Source organism: Sphingomonas sp. (assembly GCF_019635455.1).
Lineage (GTDB): Bacteria > Pseudomonadota > Alphaproteobacteria > Sphingomonadales > Sphingomonadaceae > Sphingomonas.
In genome coordinates this window covers 64,274-87,030 of the sequence record NZ_JAHBZJ010000004.1, presented here as the reverse complement: position 1 = coordinate 87,030, position 22,757 = coordinate 64,274, and the positions used below count along the sequence as shown (strand labels likewise).

Here is a 22,757-nt window from a genome sequence, read left to right as displayed (position 1 = left end):
CAGCATGACCGAAACGAAGCCCGACACTGCCGGCGTGATCGCCCCGCCCCCGCTGCTCTATGCCGGCACGCTGGCGATCGGCATCATGCTGGAATATCTGTGGGTGCGTACCCAGGGGTTCGACATGCCCACGTCGCTGCGCTGGACGGTCGTACCGCTGTTCGCGCTGGCCGGTGCCGGATTGATCGCCGCCGCCGCATTACGTTTTCGCCAGGCCGGAACCCCCGCCCCGCCCTGGCGCCCGACCACCGCCTTCGTCGCGCAGGGCATCTATCGCGCGACCCGCAATCCCATGTATCTGGGGATGACGCTGATCTATCTGTCGCTCACGGTGGCGTTCGACGCGCCGGTCGCGCTCTGGCTGCTCGTCCCGCTGACGATCCTCGTTCATTACGGGGTGATCGTGCGTGAGGAGCGCTATATGGCCGGCAGGTTCGGCGTCGCCTATCTCAACTATGTCAATCGCGTGCCGCGCTGGCTCTGATCAGTCGGCTGAGGCGTCGCGCCCGAAGAAATGCTCGACGATATGTTCGGCGATGCGCGCCGGGCGCAGCGTCTGCGCATCGATGCAGCACCAGCTCGACTTGACCTCGGCCAGCACCTCGTCACCGCGGCGGATGATCGTTTCGTAGAACGCCCGCACGCCCTGCACCTTTTCGAGCAGGACCGTGGCGACGACCTCGTCGTTCAGGAACGCCGGCTTGCGATAGGTGATCTCGTGCTTGAGCGCGACCCACAGGTGCTTCGCCACCTCTTCGGCCGGCGCCAGCTTCTGCCAGTGGTTCAACACCGCTTCCTGCACCCATTTGAGGTAGCTGGCGTTGTTGACATGTCCCATGAAATCGATGTCCGCCGGATCGACCGGGATCGGAACGTCGAAGGGCGCGGCACGGGACATAGGTTGACCTTAACGTAAAGCCGCCGCGAACGCGAGGAGTTTCTGGCCGTCGCCGCTTGAACCTTGTTTCGAATTTCCGGTATGCGGCGGAAAATCCGATGGAGAATGCCATGCCCGATCCGCTTCCGGCGACCGAACGCCAGCTCGTTTCCACCGCGACCGAGGACGGCGCGATCGAGGTAACGCTGCGCGAATTGCCGGTGCCGACCCCGTCGGGCGACGAAGTCCTGATCCGGATCGAGGCGACCCCGATCAACCCCTCCGACCTGGGGGTCATGTTCAGCGTCGCGGACACCGGCGAGCTGAGTTCGCTCGGCTATGGCGCACGCGCGCCGATCCCACAGGCGCTTCGGCGCCACGTCGCGCCCCGGCTCGGCAAGCCGCTGCCGATCGGCAATGAGGGGGCCGGGACGGTGGTCGCCGCGGGCAACGCCCCCGCCGCACAGGCGATGATCGGCAAGACGGTCGCGATCGCCGGCGGCGGTTGCTACACCCAATATCGTCTCGCCCGCGCGCAGGAATGCCTGGTACTGCCCGACGGGGTCAGCGCGGAGGAGGGCGCGTCCTCGTTCGTCAATCCGATGACCGCGCTGGCAATGGTCGGCACGATGCGGCGCGACGGCTATCGCGGCATCGTCCACACTGCCGCCGCCTCCAATCTGGGACAGATGCTGGTCAAGCTGACCGCGAGCGAGGGGGTCCCGCTGGTCAATATCGTGCGCAGTGCCGCACAGGCCGATCTGCTGCGCGGCATCGGCGCGACCCACGTGCTGGACAGCAGCGCGCCGGATTTCCTGCCGGCACTGATCGACGCGATCGCGGAAACGCAGGCATATCTGGCGTTCGACGCGATCGGGGGCGGCCGGCTGGCGGGACAGATCCTGTCGGCGATGGAGGCGGCGGCGGTGCGGACCAATCCCGCCAGCGGCCCCTATGGCAGCACGACGATGAAGCATGTCCATATCTATGGCAGCCTGAACACCGCGCCGACCGAAGTGACGCGCAATTTCGGCTTTGCGTGGGGCATGGGCGGCTGGCTGCTCACGCCCTATCTGCAACAGGCCGGGATGGAGGAGGTGATGCGGATGCGCGCGCGCGTCGGCGCGGAGATCCGCACCACCTTTGCCAGCCGCTACACGCGCCGCATCAGCCTGGAGGATGCGGTCCAGCCAGACATCATCGCCGGCTATGTGCGCCGCGCGACGGGCGAGAAATATCTGATCCTGCCCCAGCTGTAGCGGCGATCAGGGCAAGGCCCAGGCGGCCATGGTCGGCGCCACCCCCTGAACGGTCGCGCCGATGCCGTTGCGTTCGCGCCAGATCGCGCGCGCCAACCCGACCGCGCGCCATTGCACGCCAGGCAGACCAGGGCCTTCCATCCCGGCGGAGCGCAGCCGGGACAGATCGGCGAGCGAAAGCCAGCCGCTGCGCACGCCGGCACGGGCGAGCCGGAGATAGAGCCGGCCAAGATGCGCGGCGGCGAGGGACATGCCCCGTTCGTCGGCGGGCGGCGGCAACAGGGCGACAGCGCGGATCACATTGGCGAGCGTCGCCGCGTCGCCGACCGGCTCCTCAAGCATGAGGTAGCGCACCACCTGCCGCGCCAGGAACGACGCCTCTGCCCCCCAGACGTCGGCGTTGACGTCGCGCAGCACGGCGGCGGCACGGGTCGCCATCCGCGTGCGGCTGCGCTGGGAGATGCCGCCGGCGTGGCAGCGATACTGGAGCAGCACTTCGTCGATGCGCGCGATCCGGCCGTGGGAACGGATGCGATGGTGGAAATCGAAATCCTCCGCGAACATGCGCTCGCGGCGCATGAAGGGATCGAGCCGGCGGGCCGCATCGGCACGGATCATCACGCTGGACCACAGGATCGGATTTCCGAACCGCAACAGCCAGTCGAGAAAGCCAGGCGATGTTTCCGCCGGCACCGACGAGGGGCGAAGCCGCCCGCCCTCCAGCAGGAACTCCGCCGCGGTCGCGACCATCGCGACACTCCGATCCGCGTCCAGCAGCGCGACCTGCCGCGCGAACCGGTCCGGCAGGGCAAGATCGTCGGCATCCAGCGCGGCGATATACCGCCCCCGCGCCTCGCCCGCCGCGCGATTGCGCGCCGCCACCGGCCCCATATTGCGTTCGGCGAAGATCGCCCGGATGCGCGGATCGCGCTGCGCCGCGATCAGATCGCGCGTGCCGTCGGTCGATCCGTCATCGACCAGGATCAGCTCGAAATCGGGAAAGCGCTGCGCCCACAGGCTGTCGAGCGTCGCGGCGAGATGCGTCGCGCCATTATAGACCGGCATGATGACGCTGATCGCGGGTGGCGCTTCCATCGCGCCCGATTAACCGAACTGAATGAAGCGACGGTAAAGGCGGTCAGATGCCGCCCGGCACCGGATCGCGACCCACTGCCAGCAACTGCCGGCCAAGATCCGCGAGGCAGCGGTCCACCAGCTGCTGATCGGTCGCACGCACGACGAAGTTCGCCCCGACCCTGCCCTCGCGAAAAAAGGGGTAGCTGCCGATGGCGACGCCCGGATGCGCCCGTTCGGTGGTTCGGAGCAGCTCGGCAACCTCGCTCTCCGCCACCCAGCAGCCCAGCGTGCCGCTGACCACCGGCGCCCCACCCTCCAGCGTGCCGGTCAGCGCGTCGAGCATCCCGGCGGTGATGTGCGGCACCCCGGCGAGGATCAGCACATTGCCCACCCGGATGCCCGGCGCACCCGACATGCGGTTGGGGATCAGGTCCGCCCCGTCCGGCACGCGCGCCATCCGCAACCGTGCGTCGGTAAGGCCGCCACGCGTCGCGTAATGCCGCTCCAGCGCGTCACGCGCCTCGGGATGGATGACCACCCCGACGCCGAGCGCGGCGGCGATCGCATCGACGGTGATGTCGTCATGCGTCGGCCCGATTCCGCCGGTGGTGAAGCAATAGTCATAGCCGGTCCGGACCGCGTTCACCGCCTCGACGATGCGCGCCTCCACATCGGGAACGATCCGCACTTCGGACAGGCGGATTCCCTGAACGTTCAGCCAGACGGCGATCTGTGCGACATTCCTGTCCTGTGTGCGGCCCGAGAGTATCTCGTCGCCGATCACCACCAGCCCTGCGGTCCAGATGCGCTCACCCATGCGCACGCCATAGCGCGCGCATGCCCCCTCGAAAAGCGGCACGGGTTCGTCTATATGCCGCCGCATGACCGAATATGTTGCCGTGACGGCCGATACCAACTTCGCCCGCGACGGGGCGATCAAGCTCTATGGCCCGGACGGGTTTGAGGGGATGCGGCGGGCCGGGCGGCTGGCGGCCGAAATCCTCGACGCGCTGGTGCCGCATGTCGTTCCCGGCGTGACCACGGCGGAACTGGACGACATCGTCCGCAAGATGACGCTCGACGGCGGCGCGGTCCCGGCGACGCTGGGCTATCGGGGCTACACGCACAGCTGCTGCATCAGCATCAACCATGTCGTGTGCCACGGCATCCCCGGCGCGAAGACGCTGAAGGACGGCGACATCGTCAATATCGACGTGACCCCGCTGCTCGACGGATGGCACGGCGATACCAGCCGCATGTATCTGGTCGGCGACGTCCCGTTGAAGGCGCGCCGGCTGGTCGATGTCACCTATGAGTGTCTGATGATCGGCATCGAGATGGCGAAGCCCGGCAATATGATGGGCGATATCGGCTATGCGATCCAGCGGCATGCGGAAAAGCACCGCTATGGCGTCGTCCGCGACTTCTGTGGCCATGGCGTGGGCCGCGTGTTCCACGACGCGCCGGAGGTCGTCCATGTCGGTCGTCCCGGCACCGGCCCCGAACTGCGGCCCGGCATGTTCTTCACCATCGAACCGATGATCAATATCGGCCGCCCCGACGTGAAGATGCTCGACGATGGCTGGACGGCGGTGACGCGCGACCGCTCGCTCTCCGCGCAGTTCGAACATTCGATCGGCATTACCGAGGACGGGTGCGAGATTTTCACGCAAAGCCCGGCCGGCCTCCACAATCCGCCCTATGGCTGAGGGCAAGTTCGAACGGCACCGCCAACCCTGGCGACAGGACGAGGTCCAAAAGCTCCACACGCTGGCGAAGAAGGGCATGGCGCTCAAGGCGATCGCCAAGGCGCTGACCCGCAGCGAGGAATCGGTGAAGGCGCGCGCCAAGGAAGACGGGCTGGCCATCGCCAAGCTGCGGTGACTTTCTTGTCGTCACCCCGGCCTTGAGCCGGGGTGACGGATGACCCGGAGGCCGCCCTGACCACCCCCACCTCCTATGACGCCATCATCCTCGGCGCAGGTGCCGCCGGCCTGATGTGCGCGCTCACCGCCGGGCAGCGCGGCCGGCGGGTGTTGCTGATCGATCACGCCGATCGGGTGGGCAAGAAAATCCTGATCTCCGGCGGCGGGCGGTGCAATTTCACCAATCTGGGCGTCGCGCCCGACCGGTATCTGTCCGCCAACCCCCATTTCGCCAAGTCGGCGCTGCGTCGCTATACCCAGCATGATTTCATCGCCCTGGTCGATCGCCATGGCATCGCCTGGCACGAAAAGACGCTGGGCCAGCTGTTCTGCGACGGCAGCGCGCAGCAGATCGTGGCGATGCTGTGCGAGGAATGCGCACGGGCCGGGGTCGAGATCGCGCTCGGCCACGCAATCCGCGATGTGGCCCATGCCGATGGCGGCTACCGGGTGACATGGGGCGATCGCATCGCCACCGCCCCGGCGCTCATCATCGCCACGGGCGGTCCGTCGATCCCGAAAATGGGCGCGACCGGCCTTGCCTATGACCTGGCCCGCAGCTTTGGCCTGAAGGTGGTCGAGCCCCGCCCCGCGCTCGTCCCCCTTACCCTCGGCGGGGACGAGATCCTGTTCCGGGACCTGTCGGGCGTCGCCGCGCCGGTCGAGGCGCGCGCGGGCAAGGTCAGGTTTCGCGAAGCCGCATTGTTCACCCATCGCGGTCTTTCGGGTCCCGCCATCCTCCAGATCAGCTCCTATTGGCGGCATGGCGAGCCGGTTGAGATCGATTTCCTGCCCGATCGCGCGCCCGGCTGGTTGATCGACGCCAAGCGCGCCGCACCCCGCATCAGCCTGCGCAGGCTACTCGGCGACGCGCTCCCGACCCGCCTCGCCGACACGCTGACGCACCAGCTGGCGCTCGACGGCGAACTCGCCAACACCCCGGACAGGCGGCTTGCCGACGCCGAACGCCGCCTCGCCTCCTGGCGCTTCCACCCCAATGGGACCGAAGGGTTCGCGAAGGCGGAGGTGACGATCGGCGGGATCAGCACCGCCGAGCTTTCGTCGCAGACGATGGAGGCGCGCACGGTTACCGGCCTGTACGCGATCGGCGAGGCGGTGGACGTCACCGGCTGGCTCGGCGGCTATAATTTCCAATGGGCCTGGTCGAGCGGCTGGGCGGCGGGACAGGCGATCTGATATCATTGCGCGGACCCGCCCGGTCCTGACTGTTGCCGACCGGTTCCCGCACTGCCACACAGCGTGCCGGAGAAATTCGATGCGCATCACCGCCGCCCTCGCCCTGACGCTGGCGCTCGCCGTCCCCGCACTGGCCCAGGACGCCGCGCCGCCGGCACCACCCATTGTCGCACCGCAGGACCAAGCGCGCGCCGACGCGTTGATGGTGCAGGCGATCGAACGGCTGATCGCCGGTCAGCGCACAGAGGCACTGCCCCTCGTCACCCAGGCGCTGGCGATCGCGGGTCCGGCGGAGGATATCCCCAGGCTGGAAGGGCAGACCCAGTTCGAGGTGTATTCGCGCTGGCTGGCGGCGCGGACAGCGGCGATGAAGGCGCGCGATTTCAAGACCTTCGCGCGCTGGGCCTGGCTCACTTCCGCCTATCGGATAAAGGGGGCCGCCGCCCGTGCCAGCGAGACCGGGCCGGTTCCGCTCGACGATATCGACGACATCTTCTTCATGACCTATGGCCTGGTGCTGGCGGGCGAGGAAGCGCGGGCGCGGGCATTCATCGCGCCGTTCGCCGCCGCGACCAACCCGGCGTTCGAGCAGGCGTTCGCCCGGGACATCGCCCAGCGTGCGCAGAGCGTCGTCAACTGGGGAGGCGAGGACAAGCCGCGCGCGCGCCGCCTGACCGAATTCGCGGTCGCCATGTTCGACCGGCCGGGCGCGCGTGCCGAAGAGCCGGTCCGCAACCTGTATCGTGTGCTCGGCCAGATTCGGCGGACCGATGGCGACTTTGCCGGCGCGCGCGCGGCCTATGTTAAGGCACGCAAAGCCGGTGCGCCGCCCGCCGATGCCGAACTCGCGCTGATGTTCGCGATGGGCGAAACCGATGCGGGCATCGCCGCCGTCCAGCGCGCGATCGGCGAATCCCCCTCCCCCACGCTGTCGCGCGCCGCCGCCGACAAGCTGATCGATGTCGCCGGGCAGACGGGCAGCGGCAATGCCGCCACGCTGGCCATCTACGAACGCGTCTATCCGGTGTATCAGCGCACGCTGAAGCCCGGCGACATCAAGCTGGAAAGCGCCGGTTCGGTGCTGGCGCGGCTGTATCTCGACACCGGGGAGCCGGGCAAGTCCGAGGCGATCCTGGCGCCGCTGCTGGCCAGCGCGGAGAAGCGCTGGGGCGTCGAATCCAACGGCGCGCTCGGCTATGTCGTCGCGCTGGCGAAGGCGATCGAGGCGCAGGCGCGCTATGGCGAGGCGGAATTGCTCTATCGCCGCATCTGGGACCTGTCGGTCAAATACAGCAATTATGAGGGCAGCGACACGCGCGCGGCGTTTGAGGGGATTGCGCGCATCCTGCTGGCGCGCGGCGAGCGGGCCGAGGCGCTGGCCTTTACCACCGCCGGCATCGCCAAGGTGCGGGCAGAGGCGGATCTGGCCGGCGAGCAGCGCATGTTCTTCCTCCTCACCCACGCGCTGGCGCTGGAGGAAAACCGCGCGTTCGCGCCCGCCGAGCAGGTGGTCCGCGAGGCGCTGGCGCTGGGCGAGAGCGACGAGAAGCTGAACATCGCCGCGATGTTCGACAGCGCCGATGTCGCGGCGCGCGCGCGGCTCGCCCATCTGCTCGAACTTGAAGGACGCGCGGCGCAGGCGGAGCCGATCCGCCGCCTGTTGCTCAAGAAGATCGAGCAGAACGACATGATCCCGTGGGAGGGCGAGTATCGGCGGGAGGCGCTGCTGGCGCTCGCCAACAACCTGACCTTGCAGGGCAAGGCGGAGGGGACCGGCCTGTTCGCCGAACGACTCGCCGCCAGCACCCGGATCTATGGCACCGACAGCCCGCAAGCGCTCGACATCGCCGAACCGTTCGCCCGCGCGCTGCTGCGCTCCGGCCGGCCGGGCGCGGCGCTCACGCCGGCGCGGGTGGCGCTTGCCGCGCGCACCTCCGCCCGGTTCGAAGGCGATGCCGCGCGCGCGAACCAGAGCGACATGGCGCTCGCCCGCAAGCGCGCCGACGCCGCCCGGCTGATGATCCAGGCGGCGTGGAAGGCGAGCAGGGTCGGCGGATGATCCGGCCCGTCGCTCGCCGGCTGGTTACCCTCGCGCTGCTGGCGGCGGCAACGCCCGCCGCATCCGCGCAGATCGGCGGCGGCTCGATCGGGCGGCCACCCCCTGCCGACAGCACCCAGCCCAGCGACTTCCAGATCGCAACCTGGTTCGATCGCGGCGACACCGATCGCGCGCTCCGGGCAATCAAGCAGGCGACCGGCCAGCCCGCCGACGCACCGCTCGCGCCAGCCGCAATCGCCATGCTGCTCGAAATCGCTTCGGTCGATCTTGGCCACGACTGCCCTCCGATCGCGATTTACCGCCTCGCCTACGACGCGATGACACGCCCCGGTTACAAGGATGTGGGCGGTCTGCTCGGGCGACGTGGCTTGATCGCCATCTCCGTATCGACCGTGCGGCTGATGCTGGCAACGGCACTGCTCGATGAGGGCTATGCGGCAGAGGCGGAGCCGCATCTGCGTGCCTTGGCCGATCCGCACATGCAGGATGAAGCGATCTCCACGCTGGGCTGGACACCGGTCTTCCAACTGGGCCTCGCGCTCGAAGCGCTCGCGCGGCCAGAGGAGGCCGAACTCCTTTATCGCCGGTTGCTGGCGGGCTGCGCAGCGGGACCGTGCGACCGGATGTTCGCCGACCCGCTCGATCGCGCATTGGTGCGCGTGCTGATCGCGCGCGGGCGTGCGCAGGCGGCGGTCGATTATGCGGCGCAACTGGCCGAACGCCCGATCGCCGACGATCTGAACGATTTCCGCCTGATCGACCGTCTCCTGCTGCTCGCGCGTGCCTTGGTGGCGGCTGGTGATTCCGCCCGCGCCGAAGCCACCTTGCGCCGCGCGATCGCGCTTGCCCCCGCCCCGCTCACCCGCATCGAACCCGATTGGGCCTATCCCGGCGAAAACGCTCGGCGGCAGCTGGCCGACCTGTTCGAGACGACCGGTCGTGCGGAGGCGGCCGAACCCATCCGCCGCCAGCAACGCGACGCCATCGCTGCGTCACCACGCACCCCCGTCGATGGATCGGCGCCCCGCACCGCGACGCTCGCGCTGGCGCACAACCTCGTCCTTCAGCGCAAGAACGAAGCCTTTGCGCTATACGGTACATTATGGTCGCGGACGGTTGCGTCCTATGGACCCGCCACGCCGCAATCGCTCGATGTAGCCGAACCCTTTGCCCGCGCATTGCTCCGCGCCGGTCGCGCCGGCGACGCGCTGCCCCCCGCCCGCGCCGCGCTCGCCGCACGCACCTCGGGCCGATTTCTCGGCGACGCCGCCAATGTCACCCAGTCCGATCGCGACCGCGCGCGCAAACGCGCCGAAGCCGCACGGCTGATGGTCGAAGCCGCGTGGCAGGCGAGCCGCTGAACGCCACAGGGTCGATCGCCCGCCCGCTCATCCTCCCCCGCCAGGGGGAGGATATCGGGGGTCGATTCACCCCAATCCCGGCTTACCGCTGGCCCGCCACCCAGTCGTCGATCTTCTTCTCCAGCACCGGCATCGGCAGCGCGCCGGTGTCGAGCACCGCGGCGTGGAAGCCACGCGGATCGAACTTCACCCCCAGCGCCGCCTTGGCCTTCGCCTTTTCCTTGAGGATCGTCAGCTGGCCGATCTTGTATGCCAGCGCCTGCCCCGGCATCGCGATGTAACGCTCGACCTCGGCGGTGGCGTCGGTCTTTGACATCGGCGAGTTGGTGACCATGTAGTCGATCGCCTGATCGCGCGTCCAACCCTTGGCATGCAGCCCGCTATCGACCACGAGCCGCATCGCGCGCAGCATCTCGTCGCTCAGCCCGCCCATCCGCTGATAGGGATCGGTTTCCATGCCCAGTTCGGGCCACAGCGTTTCGGCATAGAGCGCCCAGCCCTCGACATAGGCGGTGTTGCCGCCGAAGCGCATGAAGGCGGGCAACGCCGCATTTTCCTGCGCCAGGCTGATCTGGAAATGGTGGCCCGGCACCGCTTCGTGCAGATACAGCGTCTCCGCACCCCAGGTGTAGCGCGTCGGCAGATCATAGGTGTTGTAGAAGAAGACGCCCGGGCGCGATCCGTCCGGCGTTCCCTGTACATAGCTGCCCGCGGCGTCGGTCTTTTCGCGATAGGCCGGCACCGGCCGGATTTCGAGCGGGGTCTTGGGGATCAGCGAGAACTGCTCCCCCACGCGCGCATTCACCCGCTTGCCGATCGCTTCATATTCCTCACGCAGCGCCTCCGCGCTCTTGGGCTGGAAGCGCGGATCGGAGCGCAGCCAGGTGAAGAATTCGGGCAGCGTCCCGTCGAACCCGGCACGCGTCTTCTGCGCCTCCATCTCGGCGAGGATGCGCTTCACCTCCGACAGGCCCAGATTGTGAACGTAATCGGCGGTCAGCGGCAGCGTCGTGTTGCTTTCGATGGCATAGGCATAGACCGCCGCGCCGCCCGGCAATGCGGACAGGCCGACGCTGTCGCGCGCGGCGGGCAGATATTGCTTGGCCAGGAAATCGCGGATCTTCCGGTGGGCGGGCAGGATCACGTCGCGCACCTGCGCCGCATAGGCCGCCCGCAGCCGCTGCTGCTCGGCGGGCGCGATTCCGTCGGGGAATTTCTTCACCGGCCCCATGAACACCGAATCCTCGACCCCCTGTGCGATCAGATTGTCGAACTGACCGATCATGTTGCGCACGACGAGCTTGGGCTGGACGATGCCGCGCTTCATCCCTTCCCGAAACAGCGCGATGACGCGATCGTAGAGCTTCGCATATTCGACATTGCGCTTCAGATTGTTCTGATAATCGAGCACCGTCTTGAACGGCGCCGCGCCCTGCCCCGACGCGAAATCGGGGTAGAAGGACTGAAAGCCGGTGAAATGATCGATCGGCAGATATTTGACGACGGCCTGAACCTTCGGATCGAACCCTTTCAGCGCGCGCTGCTGGTCCGCCTCGAACACGTCATAGGCGATCTTGTCGACCGCGCTCAGCCGGCCGCGGTCGATCTTGCGCAGCGCCGCAAGGTCGGCCTGCGCGGCCGCCTTTTCCGCCGCCATATAGGCGTCGGTATAATAATCGCCCAGCCGGTCGGCATAGCGCAGGTCGCCGCGGAAGATCGCGGTGACGGGATTGCGCTTGAGCGACGCCTCGTCGCTGGCGTGGAACAGCGCCTTCAGCTTCGCGTCCTCGGCCTGCGGCGCGGTCTGTGCGGGCCTCCCTGCCGACTGGAGTGCGAAGACGGGAGCGGCGGCCGCGCAGGCAAGCAGGCCGGCGACGATCGGACGGGGAAGGCGCATGCGACTCCTCTCAACTGTGTCGTATTTCGATAGAACACCCTGATAGCGCATCCGGCCGCTGCACCGCAATCGCGCAATTTTGCGCCGGGCCTGCCCATTTGTTAGGCAGTCGTTAACCCGGCGGCGGGGCCGCGGCGCGGATTTGTGCGGCGTCCCGACTGGCATGGGTTATGCAAAACGCCGGCCGGGGCCTTTCGCTTGATCGTGGATCGATCCGGGGCCAGCATCGCGCTGGACCTGAACGGCCGGAAAGCCCCGGCATGACAAAAGGATGGGAAGCCGTGAAGAAGATCGAAGCCATCATCAAGCCGTTCAAGCTGGATGAGGTGAAGGAAGCGCTGCATGAGGTCGGCGTGTCGGGCATCACCGTGACCGAGGCAAAGGGATTCGGCCGTCAGAAGGGCCATACCGAGCTGTATCGGGGCGCCGAATATGTTGTCGATTTCCTGCCGAAGGTGAAGCTGGAGGTGGTCGTCGATGACAGTCTTGCCGAGCGCGTGGTCGAGGCGATCGCCACGGCGGCGCAGACCGGCCGGATCGGAGACGGAAAGATTTTCGTGACCGCGATCGAAACCGCGTTGCGCATTCGCACCGGCGAGCGGGACGACGACGCGATCTGATTTGACGCAGTGCAAAAACTGCGTGAAGCTGCATTGCAGCGCAACATGATTCTCCGGGCGTCGCTTCATGGGGTCCGGATTTGATGAGCGAGAGAAAGGGGCTTGGTTCCAATGGCTAATTCCGCCAGCGACATTCTGAAGATGGTGAAGGATCAGGAGATCGAGTGGATCGACCTGCGGTTCACCGACCCGAAGGGCAAGTGGCAGCACCTGACCATGGTCGCGTCGGTGATCGGCGAGGACGAACTGACCGACGGCCTGATGTTCGACGGATCCTCGATCGCCGGGTGGAAGGCGATCAACGAATCCGACATGATCCTGAAGCCCGACCTGGACGCCGTATGGGTCGATCCGTTCAGCGCGACGCCGATGCTGATCCTGGTGTGCGACATCGTCGAACCGTCGACCGGCGAACTCTACGCCCGCGACCCGCGCTCGACCGCGAAGCGTTCGGAGGCGTATCTCCAGTCGCTCGGCATCGGCGATACCGTCTATGTCGGCCCTGAGGCCGAATTCTTCATGTTCGACGACGTGAAGTTCGAGAACAGCTATTCGACCAGCTATTACGCGCTCGACGATATCGAACTGCCGGGCAATTCGTCCAAGGACTATGAGAGCGGTAATATGGGCCACCGCCCGCGCGCGAAGGGCGGCTATTTCCCCGTCGCGCCGGTGGACAGCGCGGTCGATATCCGTGGCGAGATGGTTTCGACCATGCTCGAAATGGGTCTGCCCTGCGACAAGCATCACCATGAGGTCGCCGCCGCGCAGCACGAACTGGGCCTGACCTTCGGCACGCTGGTCCAGACCGCCGACCGCATGCAGATCTACAAATATGTCGTGCATCAGGTGGCGCATGCCTATGGCAAGACCGCGACCTTCATGCCCAAGCCGATCAAGGAAGATAACGGATCGGGCATGCACACCCATATGTCGATCTGGGACAAGGGTTCGCCGCTGTTCGCCGGCAACGGCTATGCCGGCCTGTCCGAAATGTGCCTCTATTTCATCGGTGGCGTCATCAAGCATGCCAAGGCGCTGAACGCCTTCACCAATCCCACCACCAACAGCTACAAGCGGCTGGTGCCGGGATATGAGGCGCCGGTGCTGCTCGCCTATTCGTCGCGCAACCGCTCCGCCTCGTGCCGCATTCCCTATGGCGCGGGCAGCAAGGCCAAGCGTGTCGAGTTCCGCTTCCCCGATGCGCTGGCGAACCCGTATCTCGCCTATGCCGCACTGCTGATGGCGGGGCTCGACGGCATCCAGAACAAGATCCATCCGGGCGATCCGATGGACAAGAACCTGTACGATCTGCCGCCGGAGGAACTGAGCCTGGTTCCCACCGTCTGCGGTTCGCTGCGCGAGGCGCTCGACAGCCTGGAGGCCGATATGGACTTCCTGCTGAAGGGCGACGTGTTCAGCAAGGACCAGGTCGAGGCCTATGTCGAACTGAAGCGCGAAGAGGTCGCCCGTTGGGAGATGACCCCCTCGCCGGTCGAATTCGACATGTACTATTCGTCCTGACCGATTTTCCGCGCCGCAGTCCGGGGGGATGCGGTGCCGGACAGCGAGGCGCCCGGGCCGAAAGGTCCGGGCGTTTTCGCGTATGCGCCGTTCGCATGCGACGCATGTCACATCCCCGTAACGCTCCCGAAACAACGCCGTCACCGAAACGACATCGGACTGACATCCCGGCTACCTAGTCGCCCCCTGGACACATCGAGACTCGCAAACCGGGCTCACATCCACATCGGGGGAATATCATGCATCGTCGCCGTGCCACGCTTTTGCGTACCGCCAGTCTTGTCGCCGCGCTGCTCGCGCCGGGCATCGCATTTGCGAGCGAGGTCACCGGAACGGTGACCGACGGCCAGGGCGTCCGCGCGCTCCAGGGCGCGCAGATCCGCATCGTCGAGCTCGACCGCGTCACCGAAGCGGCGCGCGACGGCAGCTACCGCTTCGCCGATGTCCCCGCCGGCACCTACACGATCGAGGCCAGCTATATCGGCGCGGAACCGGTGCGGACCCGGATCACCGTCGCCGATCAGGCCGTCGCCACCGCCGATCTGGTGCTGGGCGGCAAGGATGCGATCATCGTCATCGGCCAGTCGGCCAGCCTGTCCAGCGCGCTCTCGCGTCAGCGCGCCGCCGACGGGGTCGAAAACGTGCTGACCCGCGACGCGGTCGGACAATTTCCCGACCAGAATGTCGCCGAATCGCTGCGCCGCGTTCCCGGCATCAACATCGTCGACGATCAGGGCGAGGGGCGGTTCGTTTCCGTGCGCGGACTCGATCCCGAACTCAACGCGGCATCGATCAACGGCGCGCGCGTTCCCGCGCCGGAATCCGACGTCCGCTCGGTCGCGCTCGACGTGGTCCCTGCCGAGCTGATCGAATCGATCGAGGTCAAGAAATCGCTGACCCCCGACATGGACGCCGACACGATCGGCGCGTCGATCGAGATCAACACCACCAGCGCGTTCGACCGGAAAAAGGACCTGCTGGGGATCAAGGTCGAGGGCAGCTACAATAAATATGCGGATGCGCTGACCCCCAAGGCCAGCCTGGACTTCTCGACCAAGATCGGTGACGATTTCGGCATCGCCGGCGGCCTCAGCTATTATCGCCGCAAGTTCGAGACGGACAATATCGAAGCGAGCGACTGGGCGAAGAGCGCCGGCATCGTCTATGCCGAAGAGGTCCAGTATCGCGATTATGACGTGACGCGTGAGCGGATCGGCGGATCGCTCAATCTCGACTGGCGCGCGTCCAACACCACGAAGCTCTATGCCCGTGGCATCTACAGCGTGTTCTCCGACCAGGAATATCGCGCCGACGACACCTTCATCATGAGCGCCGCGCCGCGTTCGGGCAGCGCCAGCTCCGCGCTCTTTTCGAGTGCAGACGGCCGGATCGAGGTCCGCCGGCGCATGAAGGACCGGTTCGAAAAACAGAAGATCAAGTCGGTCACCGCCGGCGGCATCACCGAAACCGGTCCGTGGAAACTGACCTATTCGGGCGCCTATTCGGAGGCGAGCGAGCTGGAGGACGGCTCCGTCGATCCCACCCGCTTCCGCGCCCGGTTCACCGGTAGCGGTGCGAACGCGGTGCTGGTCAATTTCGACTATTCCGACCTGCGGCGCCCGCTGTTCAGCGTTTCGGGCAACACGGCGCTGTTCAACAATCCCGCGACCTATGCCTTCAACGAGCTGGAATTGACCGACCTGTCGGACTCGCTGGACAAGGAATGGACCGCGCGCGCCGACGTTTCGCGCGAATTCGCGCTGGATAGCGGCACCTTCACCGTGCAGGGCGGCGTCAAATCGCGCTGGCGGACCAAGTCCTACAATTTCGACACGATCGTTTACGACCGCTACAATGCGGGCAGCTACACGCTGGCCGACGTGCTCGGCACGCAAACCTATCGCATCCTCGACATGGGTCCGGTCGCGGGCCACACCGCGCCCAGCGATTTCTATCGCGCCAATGCGGCGAACTTCCGCGTCAACACCGTCGATACGCAGCTCAATTCGGCGGCGTCCGACTATGCGATCGATGAGGACGTGCTGGCCGGCTATCTGCTCGGCCGTTACGACAGCGACCGTGTCCGCGTGATCGGGGGTCTGCGCGTCGAGCGGACCTATAACGATATTCGCGCCTTCACCACCTCGACCGACGGCACCACCGTGACTGTGGTCCCCAACCGCACCACCCGCAGCTACACCGATTGGCTGCCCAGCGCGACGCTGCGGTTCGAGCCGCAACGCAATGTGGTGCTGCGCCTTGCCGGCTATAAGAGCCTGGTCCGCCCGAAGCTGTCGAACCTCGCCCAGCGCTCGCTGGTGAACGAGGATGACGAGGCGGAGTTCGGCAACCCCGCGCTCAAGCCCTATCGCGCGTGGAACCTCGACGCGTCGGCCGAATGGTATTTTTCCAACAGTTCGGCGCTGACCGCAGGGCTGTTCTGGAAATCGATCCGGGACTTCATCACCACCGTCCACACCGACACGCCCGGCACCATTTACGGCGTTCCCTATGATGAGGCGGATACGTTCCGGAACGGCGACACCGCGCATGTAAAGGGGGTCGAGCTGTCCTATGCGCAGCGCTTCACCTTCCTGCCGGGGCCGCTCGACGGGCTGCTGCTCAACCTCAACTACACCTTTACCGACGCCACCGGCACCATCCTGAACGACGGCGATCCGACCGATCCGCGGCGCATCCCCCTGCCCGCCGCGTCGAAGCATACGTTCAACGTCGTGCTGGGATATGAAAAGGGACCGCTGTCGCTGCGCGCGGCAGGCACCTATCGCAGCAAGTTTCTGGAAGAGATCGGCAATGGCGCGGATCAGGACCGCTATGCCGATCAGCGCTTCCAGCTCGACCTGTCGGCGAAGGTGAAGGTGACGAAGGGGGTCCGGATTTTCGCGGACTGGATCAACGTCACCGACGCGCCCTATTTCGCCTATCAGAACTATGAGGGCGCCAAGCGCCTGCTCCAGTACGAAAAGTACAGCTGGACCGCGAAGTTCGGCGTCAGCGCCAATTTCTGATCCAGCAAAGGTACAGTATCGTGAACATCCGATTTTCGCTTGCCCTCACCCTGCTGCCGCTTGCGGCGGCGGGGTGCGCCACCACCGCGATCACGGCTCCCGCCCCGCCCACCACGCCCGCCGTCAATGTCGCGGCGCGGGGTGAGACCGACGCGGTCGGCACCGCCAATGCCGATGCGGCGGACGACCCGGCGATCTGGCGCAATCCGGCCGATCCGACGGCCAGCCTGATCGTCGGCACCGACAAGAAGGCGGGGCTTCACGTCTATGACCTGACCGGCAAGGATCTGTTCTTCATCGACGCCGGACAGGTCAACAATGTCGATATCCGCGACATGGGGCCGGCGGGCGTCATCGTCGCGGCGAGCGATCGCAACGACCGCAAACAGGCAAAGATCGCGCTGTTCCGGCTCGACACGGCATCGGCCAGGCTGACGCCGATCGGGATCGTCCCGGCCGGCGCCGGTGAAGCCTATGGCATCTGCCTGTACCGCAGCGGCGACCGGCTGAGCGCGTTCAACGTCATCAAGGACGGAACGGTGCGCCAGATCGACCTCGACCTCAGCGGCGCCACCCCGACCGGGCGCCTGGTGCGCAGCATGAAGCTCGCCACCCAGTCCGAGGGGTGCGTGGTCGATGATCGCACCGCCCGCCTGTACGTGGCGGAAGAAGATGCCGGTCTGTGGCGGTTCGACGCGCGCGCCGATGGCGGCACGACGCCGGTTCGCATTGCCGCGGTGGACGGCGAACGGCTGGTCGCCGACGCCGAGGGTCTGGCGATCGCAGCGGAGGGCGCGGCGGATGGCGGCTACCTGATCGCGTCGAGCCAGGGCGACAACGCCTATGTCGTCTATCGCCTGTCGGACGACGCCTATGTCGGGCGTTTCCGCATCGCGCCGGGCAAGGTCGGGGCGACCGAAGAGACCGACGGCATCGAAATCCTGACCGGTGATTTCGGTCCGGATTATCCCGGCGGTCTCTTCGTCGCGCAGGACGGCTATAATCCGCCCAAGGCCCAGAATTTCAAATATGCCGCCTGGGACGACATCAAGGCGGTGCTGGGGATCCGATAGCCGCGATTCACGCCATCGCCATCAGGCTGGCATTGCCGCCTGCGGCGGTGGTGTTGATCGAGGTCGAGACTTCCTCGACCAGCCAGTCGAGCCGGGGCGTGCCGGCCTGCGCCAGCACGATCGGGCCGGGCAGCGCGGCGATCCCGGCCAGTGCGGCCAGCCGCGCGTCATCGTCTCCGGCGATGATCGCCCCGGCATAGGGGCCGGCGTTGCGCCAATCGGCCGGAAACGCGATCCGGCTCGCGACGCGATCGGACACTCCGGTCAGCGTACGGCCGAAATCCCCGCTCGCCACCACCGCATGGTTGCCGGTGGCGAGAACGGCGGCGACCTGATCCAGAAACGCGCGCGCGTCGTGTGGAAACAGCAGGATGCGGCCGCGCGGATGCAGCGTATAGAGGTTGCGCTCGCCCACCGGCCCCGGCAGTTCGACCGCCGCGCCCAACAGCGAGGCCTCCCCCGCCGCACGCGCCGGCTCGGCGCGATCGCCCAGCCATAGCGCAAAGTCGCGCAGCGCCGGGTCCGCCGCCGCCGACGCAATGCCGGCGGGGGTCGTCGGCGCCGTGACCAGCCGGCCCAGATAGAGCGGCCCTCCCGCCTTTGGCCCGGTTCCCGAAAGGCCGCGCCCGCCAAAGGGCTGAACCCCCACCACCGCGCCGATGATGTTGCGATTGATGTAGAGGTTACCCGCCTCGATCCGCTGGGTCACATGCTCCACCGTCTCGTCGAGCCGGGTGTGGAGGCCGAAGGTCAGGCCATAGCCGGTGGCGTTGATCGCATCGATCACGCGGTCCAGATCGCGACGGCGATAGCGCACGACATGGAGCACCGGGCCGAACACCTCCCGCTCCAGATCGGCGATGCTGTCCAGTTCGATGATCGTCGGCGGGACGAAGGTTCCCTGCGCGGTCTCCCCCGCCAGTTCGATCTGCTCCACCGATCGGCCCATGCCGCGCATCCGGTCGATATGCCGGTCGATATTCGCCTTCGCCTCGGCCGAGATGACCGGGCCGATATCGACCGAAAGCCGGTCGGTGCGCCCGATCGACAATTGATGCAGCGCACCCTTCAGCATCGCCAGGATGCGATCGGCGACATCGTCCTGAAGGCACAGGATGCGCAGCGCGGAGCAGCGTTGCCCCGCGCTGTCGAAGGCCGAGGCGATGACGTCGGCCACGACCTGTTCGGCGAGCGCCGAACTGTCGACGATCATCGCATTCTGTCCGCCGGTTTCGGCGATGAACGGGATCGGCGCGCCGTCGGCCGCCAGTCGGCCGGCGAGTTCCTTCTGGATGATCCGCGCGACCTCGGTCGATCCGGTGAACATCACCCCCTGCGTTTCCGGCGCGGAGACGAGCGCCGCGCCGATCCGCCCGTCGCCCGGAACCAGCTGAAGCGCCGGGGCCGGAATCCCGCATTCATGCAGGATCGCGACCGCCTGCGCAGCGATCAACGGGGTTTCCTCGGCCGGTTTGGCGAGCACCGGATTTCCGGCCACCAGCGCCGCCGCGACCTGCCCGATGAAGATCGCCAGCGGGAAATTCCACGGGCTGATGCACACCACCGGCCCCAGCGGCGCATGGGCGAGGCCCAGCGTCGCGCGCGCCTGTTGCGCGTAATAGCGCAGGAAATCGATCGCCTCCCGCACCTCAGCGATCGCATTGGGCGCCGACTTGCCGGCTTCGCGCATGATGAGCCCCATCAGCACCGGCATCTGCGCCTGCAACCGGTCGGCCGCGCGCTCCAGACACGCCGCACGATCAACCACCGGCGTCGCCGCCCAGTCCGCGCCGGCGGTCGCGGCGATCCCCGCGCATTCGCGCGCCGCCTCCGGCGTCGCCTCGATCACCGTGCCGACGATGTCGCGGCGATCGGCGGGGTTGACCACCGGCCGCGCGACGCCCTGCGCGGCGATCATCGCGGACCAGCCGAATTCGGTGCTGGTGCGCAGCGCGTCGCTGAGGCTGGCCAGGGCCGCCTCATCGGACAGGTCCAGCCCGTCCGAATTGCGGCGCGCGCCATACAGGTCCCGCGGCAGCGCGATCAGCGGATGCCTAGCCCCTGGCGCATCCATCGCGCGCACAACCTCCACCGGGTCCGTGACCAGTTCGGCGATCGAGACCTCAGGATCGGCGATGCGATTGACAAAGGAGGAGTTCGCGCCATTTTCCAGCAGGCGGCGGACCAGATAGGCGAGCAGCGTTTCATGCGTTCCCACCGGCGCATAGATGCGGCACGGACGGTTCAGCTTCGCCGCGCCCACCACCTCGTCATAGAGCGGCTCGCCCATGCCGTGCAGGCACTGGAATTCATAATCGCCCTCGGCAAAGTCCGGTCCGGCGAGCTGATAGATCGTCGCGAGCGTCTGTGCATTGTGCGTGGCGAATTGCGGGAAGATCTCCGCGCGGGCAGCCAGCAGCTTTCGCGCACACGCGACATAGGCGACATCGGTGTGGATCTTGCGCGTATAGACGGGAAAGTCGGCCAGCCCATCGACCTGCGCACGCTTGATCTCCGCATCCCAATAGGCGCCCTTGACCAGCCGGACCATGATCCGCCGGCCCGCCCGCCGCGCCAGATCGACGATCCAGTCGATGACGAACGGGCAGCGCTTGCCATAGGCCTGTACCACGAAGCCCAGGCCGTCCCACCCCGCAAGGTCGGGATCGAGCGCCAGCGCTTCGAGCAGGTCGAGCGACAGTTCGAGCCGGTCGGCCTCCTCGGCATCGATGTTCAGGCCGATATCATAGTCCTTCGCCAGTTCGGCCAGCGCCTTCACGCGTGGCAGCAACTCGCCCATCACCCGCTCGGCCTGCGCCCGCGCATAGCGCGGATGCAGCGCCGACAGCTTGATCGAAATGCCGGGTCCCGCCACTACGCCGCGACCTGCCGATGCCTTGCCGATCGCGTGGACGGCCTGTTCGTAATCGCGATAATAGCGGTCGGCGTCGGCCATCGTCGTCGCCGCCTCGCCCAGCATGTCATAGCTGTAGCGGAAGCCGCGCGCCTCCAGCGGGCGCGCGCGCTTCAACGCTTCGGCGATCGTCTCTCCGGTGACGAACTGTTCGCCCATCATCCGCATCGCCATATCGACGCCGCGGCGGATCACCGGCTCGCCCGCGCGCGCGATCAGGCGGGTGAGCGCCGCCGCCAGCCCCGCATCGTTGACGCTGGCGGTCAGGCGGCCGGTGACCACCAGCCCCCAGGTCGCGGCATTGACGAACAGCGAGCGTCCGTCGCCCAGATGCGCCTTCCAGTCGCCTTCGGAAATCTTGTCGCGGATCAGCGCGTCGCGCGTCGCATGATCGGGAATGCGCAACAGCGCCTCGGCAAGGCACATCAGCGCGACGCCCTCCTGGCTGGACAGCGCATATTCCTGAACCAGCCCCTCGACCCCGGTCCCCTTGTGCTTGGCGCGCAGCGCGGTGATGAGCGCCGTCGCGGTGGCCCTGGCCGCGTCGCGCGTCCCGGCGGGCAGGTCCGCCTGCTCGACCAGCGGCGCGACGCAGTCCGGTTCCGGCCGGCGATAGGCCGCCGTGATCGCGGCGCGCAGCGGCGTCGCGGGACGGATCGGCGGGGCAAAGCGGTCGAAATAGTCGGTCATGGCGGCTCCGGACGAGAATGGGAGCACGATAGCATCGTTCGATTGATCATTTTGACTTTTCGAATGCATCCAGAGTATCGAATTTCCTGAATTTCACGAGTTAACAGGTCAAAATGCGCGTTCATACGCTCGATCACAGTGATCTTGACCCGTTCGACCGCAAGATCGTCCAGATCCTGCGGCAGGATGGCCGCATCTCGATCACCGATCTCGCCGCGCGGGTCGGCCTGTCGAAGACGCCGTGCCAGGTGCGGCTGAAGCGGATGATCGCCGATGGCACGATCCGTGGCTTTCGCGCGATCGTCGATCCGGTGCGCCTCGGCCTCGACCATGTCGCCTTTGCCGAGGTCAAGCTGTCGGACACGCGGGAGGCGGCGCTGGAGGCGTTCCGCGCCGCCGTGCTGAAAATTCCCGAGGTCGAGGAATGTCACATGATCGCCAGCAGCTTCGACTATCTGTTGAAGGTGCGCACGGCCGACATCCGCCGCTATCGCGAGGTGCTGGGCGAGCGGATTTCCAGCCTGCCGCATGTCGCCAGCACATCGACCTTCGTCGCGATGGAAACGATTCGCGACGCGGTGGGGTGACCGGGGGGTATGATGGTAGCCGAGGAGGGACTTGAACCCCCGACACGCGGATTATGATTCCGCTGCTCTAACCAACTGAGCTACTCGGCCATATCAAGGCGCCCTGCGGGCGAGCGGCGCACATAAGTGGGGTTTGAAAGCGGGTCAAGCGAACATGTGGCGCGACACCGGCTCCCAGGGACCGTCGCGATACCACCACAGGCCCAGGCCCGCGATCTCGACCGCGTGCGGGCGGAATTCCTTTGACAGGGCGGCAAGCAACAGCTTCGCCATCGACGGCGCGACCTTGTTCTGGATCGTGACGTGCGGACGCCAGCCGCCGGCATCCTGTGGCGTCAACATCCCTGCAAACGCCTCGCACAGGTCGCGGCGGATCGCGGTCAGGCCGGGCGAGTCGATCTTCACCGCCACGCCCCGGCCCAGCGACATGAGGCCCGCCGCCCGCGCCGTCGGCGCGCGGACGCCGCGCGTGGCGGTGTTCAGGCGATGCTTCAACTCATCCTCCACCGAGGGCGGGAGGTGATGAAACAGGGTCAGATGCGCCGACAGGACATTGCGCTCGGGCGGGAAATGCGCGCGCCGCAGCGCGTCGAACGTGGCCTGATCCCGCCGCCCGAACAGGGCGGAGACGATGATCGGGGCAAGGTTCGCCGGCGCGGGCGGCACCG

At 66.9% G+C, this 22,757-nt stretch carries 18 protein-coding genes and 1 tRNA gene; 12 read left to right on the top strand and 7 right to left on the bottom strand.

What is annotated here, in order from left to right; genetic code table 11:
* Positions 1-4 precede the first annotated feature (4 nt).
* Positions 5-484 (top strand): isoprenylcysteine carboxylmethyltransferase family protein, encoded by a 480-nt coding sequence (locus tag KF783_RS06875; RefSeq protein ID WP_294077684.1) that lies wholly within the window; start codon positions 5-7, stop codon positions 482-484.
* On the opposite strand, the gene KF783_RS06870 is transcribed toward KF783_RS06875, so the two are convergent.
* Positions 485-898 (bottom strand): thioesterase family protein, encoded by a 414-nt coding sequence (locus tag KF783_RS06870; protein ID WP_294077683.1) that lies wholly within the window; start codon positions 896-898, stop codon positions 485-487.
* A 110-nt stretch (positions 899-1,008) separates the two neighbouring features.
* On the opposite strand from KF783_RS06870, the gene KF783_RS06865 reads away from it, so the two are divergent.
* Positions 1,009-2,136 (top strand): zinc-binding dehydrogenase, encoded by a 1,128-nt coding sequence (locus KF783_RS06865; protein WP_294077682.1) that lies wholly within the window; start codon positions 1,009-1,011, stop codon positions 2,134-2,136.
* 6 nt (positions 2,137-2,142) lie between these two features.
* Here KF783_RS06865 and KF783_RS06860 read toward each other — a convergent pair whose 3' ends face one another.
* Together KF783_RS06860 and KF783_RS06855 are read right to left on the bottom strand one after the other, a co-directional pair.
* Positions 2,143-3,231, bottom strand: coding sequence for a glycosyltransferase family 2 protein (locus tag KF783_RS06860; protein WP_294077680.1), 1,089 nt, complete (start codon positions 3,229-3,231; stop codon positions 2,143-2,145).
* Positions 3,232-3,274: 43 nt separating this feature from the next.
* Positions 3,275-4,030, bottom strand: a complete 756-nt coding sequence (locus KF783_RS06855) for a molybdopterin-binding protein (protein ID WP_294077679.1) — start codon at positions 4,028-4,030, stop codon at positions 3,275-3,277.
* A gap of 64 nt (positions 4,031-4,094) precedes the next feature.
* Between KF783_RS06855 and map the strand changes: the two genes are divergently transcribed.
* The 5 genes from map to KF783_RS06830 all read left to right on the top strand — a co-directional run bounded on the left by map (position 4,095) and on the right by KF783_RS06830 (position 9,755).
* Entirely contained in the window at positions 4,095-4,922 is an 828-nt protein-coding gene (map, locus tag KF783_RS06850; RefSeq protein WP_294077678.1) for a type I methionyl aminopeptidase, read from the top strand.
* Complete coding sequence (locus KF783_RS06845; RefSeq protein ID WP_294077676.1) at positions 4,915-5,097, top strand: hypothetical protein; 183 nt, start codon at positions 4,915-4,917, stop codon at positions 5,095-5,097. Before map ends, KF783_RS06845 begins: the two co-directional genes overlap by 8 nt.
* Before the next feature lie 56 nt (positions 5,098-5,153).
* Positions 5,154-6,335, top strand: coding sequence for an NAD(P)/FAD-dependent oxidoreductase (locus KF783_RS06840; protein WP_294077956.1), 1,182 nt, complete (start codon positions 5,154-5,156; stop codon positions 6,333-6,335).
* A 79-nt stretch (positions 6,336-6,414) separates the two neighbouring features.
* Positions 6,415-8,394 (top strand): hypothetical protein, encoded by a 1,980-nt coding sequence (locus KF783_RS06835; RefSeq protein ID WP_294077675.1) that lies wholly within the window; start codon positions 6,415-6,417, stop codon positions 8,392-8,394.
* Positions 8,391-9,755: a hypothetical protein gene (locus tag KF783_RS06830; protein WP_294077673.1), complete on the top strand. Its 1,365-nt coding sequence runs from the start codon at positions 8,391-8,393 to the stop codon at positions 9,753-9,755. The genes KF783_RS06835 and KF783_RS06830 overlap by 4 nt, the downstream gene beginning before the upstream one ends.
* An 82-nt stretch (positions 9,756-9,837) precedes the next feature.
* Here the strand turns inward: KF783_RS06830 and KF783_RS06825 are convergent, their stop codons facing one another.
* Positions 9,838-11,652, bottom strand: coding sequence for a DUF885 family protein (locus KF783_RS06825; RefSeq protein WP_294077672.1), 1,815 nt, complete (start codon positions 11,650-11,652; stop codon positions 9,838-9,840).
* 281 nt (positions 11,653-11,933) lie between these two features.
* Between KF783_RS06825 and KF783_RS06820 the strand changes: the two genes are divergently transcribed.
* From KF783_RS06820 to KF783_RS06805, 4 genes are all read left to right on the top strand, one after another.
* Entirely contained in the window at positions 11,934-12,272 is a 339-nt protein-coding gene (locus tag KF783_RS06820; protein WP_294077671.1) for a P-II family nitrogen regulator, read from the top strand.
* A gap of 111 nt (positions 12,273-12,383) precedes the next feature.
* Entirely contained in the window at positions 12,384-13,796 is a 1,413-nt protein-coding gene (gene glnA / locus KF783_RS06815; protein ID WP_294077670.1) for a type I glutamate--ammonia ligase, read from the top strand.
* Positions 13,797-14,035: 239 nt separating this feature from the next.
* Positions 14,036-16,825, top strand: coding sequence for a TonB-dependent receptor (locus tag KF783_RS06810; protein ID WP_294077668.1), 2,790 nt, complete (start codon positions 14,036-14,038; stop codon positions 16,823-16,825).
* Positions 16,826-16,878: 53 nt separating this feature from the next.
* Complete coding sequence (locus tag KF783_RS06805) at positions 16,879-17,898, top strand: phytase (RefSeq protein WP_294077955.1); 1,020 nt, start codon at positions 16,879-16,881, stop codon at positions 17,896-17,898.
* A 7-nt stretch (positions 17,899-17,905) separates the two neighbouring features.
* On the opposite strand, the gene putA is transcribed toward KF783_RS06805, so the two are convergent.
* The gene (gene putA / locus KF783_RS06800; RefSeq protein ID WP_294077666.1) at positions 17,906-21,502 is read right to left on the bottom strand and encodes a trifunctional transcriptional regulator/proline dehydrogenase/L-glutamate gamma-semialdehyde dehydrogenase; all 3,597 of its coding nucleotides are present in this window, start codon (positions 21,500-21,502) and stop codon (positions 17,906-17,908) included.
* A gap of 113 nt (positions 21,503-21,615) precedes the next feature.
* Here putA and KF783_RS06795 point away from each other — a divergent pair, with 113 nt between their 5' ends.
* Entirely contained in the window at positions 21,616-22,089 is a 474-nt protein-coding gene (locus KF783_RS06795) for an Lrp/AsnC family transcriptional regulator (protein WP_294077665.1), read from the top strand.
* Between the two features lie 13 nt (positions 22,090-22,102).
* On the opposite strand, the gene KF783_RS06790 is transcribed toward KF783_RS06795, so the two are convergent.
* Together KF783_RS06790 and KF783_RS06785 are read right to left on the bottom strand one after the other, a co-directional pair.
* Positions 22,103-22,179, bottom strand: a tRNA-Met gene (locus KF783_RS06790).
* A 54-nt stretch (positions 22,180-22,233) separates the two neighbouring features.
* Positions 22,234-22,755, bottom strand: a complete 522-nt coding sequence (locus KF783_RS06785) for a 2'-5' RNA ligase family protein (RefSeq protein ID WP_294077664.1) — start codon at positions 22,753-22,755, stop codon at positions 22,234-22,236.
* Between the last annotated feature and the right edge of the window lie 2 nt (positions 22,756-22,757).

Excerpts from the sequence above, each read along its gene's own strand:
- KF783_RS06875 (WP_294077684.1), top strand. The coding sequence starts at position 5 with ATGACCGAAACGAAGCCCGACACTGCCGGCGTGATCGCCCCGCCCCCG.
- KF783_RS06870 (WP_294077683.1), bottom strand. The coding sequence starts at position 898 with ATGTCCCGTGCCGCGCCCTTCGACGTTCCGATCCCGGTCGATCCGGCG.
- KF783_RS06865 (WP_294077682.1), top strand. The coding sequence starts at position 1,009 with ATGCCCGATCCGCTTCCGGCGACCGAACGCCAGCTCGTTTCCACCGCG.
- KF783_RS06860 (WP_294077680.1), bottom strand. The coding sequence starts at position 3,231 with ATGGAAGCGCCACCCGCGATCAGCGTCATCATGCCGGTCTATAATGGC.
- KF783_RS06855 (WP_294077679.1), bottom strand. The coding sequence starts at position 4,030 with ATGGGTGAGCGCATCTGGACCGCAGGGCTGGTGGTGATCGGCGACGAG.
- map (WP_294077678.1), top strand. The coding sequence starts at position 4,095 with ATGACCGAATATGTTGCCGTGACGGCCGATACCAACTTCGCCCGCGAC.
- KF783_RS06845 (WP_294077676.1), top strand. The coding sequence starts at position 4,915 with ATGGCTGAGGGCAAGTTCGAACGGCACCGCCAACCCTGGCGACAGGAC.
- KF783_RS06835 (WP_294077675.1), top strand. The coding sequence starts at position 6,415 with ATGCGCATCACCGCCGCCCTCGCCCTGACGCTGGCGCTCGCCGTCCCC.
- KF783_RS06830 (WP_294077673.1), top strand. The coding sequence starts at position 8,391 with ATGATCCGGCCCGTCGCTCGCCGGCTGGTTACCCTCGCGCTGCTGGCG.
- KF783_RS06825 (WP_294077672.1), bottom strand. The coding sequence starts at position 11,652 with ATGCGCCTTCCCCGTCCGATCGTCGCCGGCCTGCTTGCCTGCGCGGCC.
- glnA (WP_294077670.1), top strand. The coding sequence starts at position 12,384 with ATGGCTAATTCCGCCAGCGACATTCTGAAGATGGTGAAGGATCAGGAG.
- KF783_RS06810 (WP_294077668.1), top strand. The coding sequence starts at position 14,036 with ATGCATCGTCGCCGTGCCACGCTTTTGCGTACCGCCAGTCTTGTCGCC.
- putA (WP_294077666.1), bottom strand. The coding sequence starts at position 21,502 with ATGACCGACTATTTCGACCGCTTTGCCCCGCCGATCCGTCCCGCGACG.
- KF783_RS06795 (WP_294077665.1), top strand. The coding sequence starts at position 21,616 with ATGCGCGTTCATACGCTCGATCACAGTGATCTTGACCCGTTCGACCGC.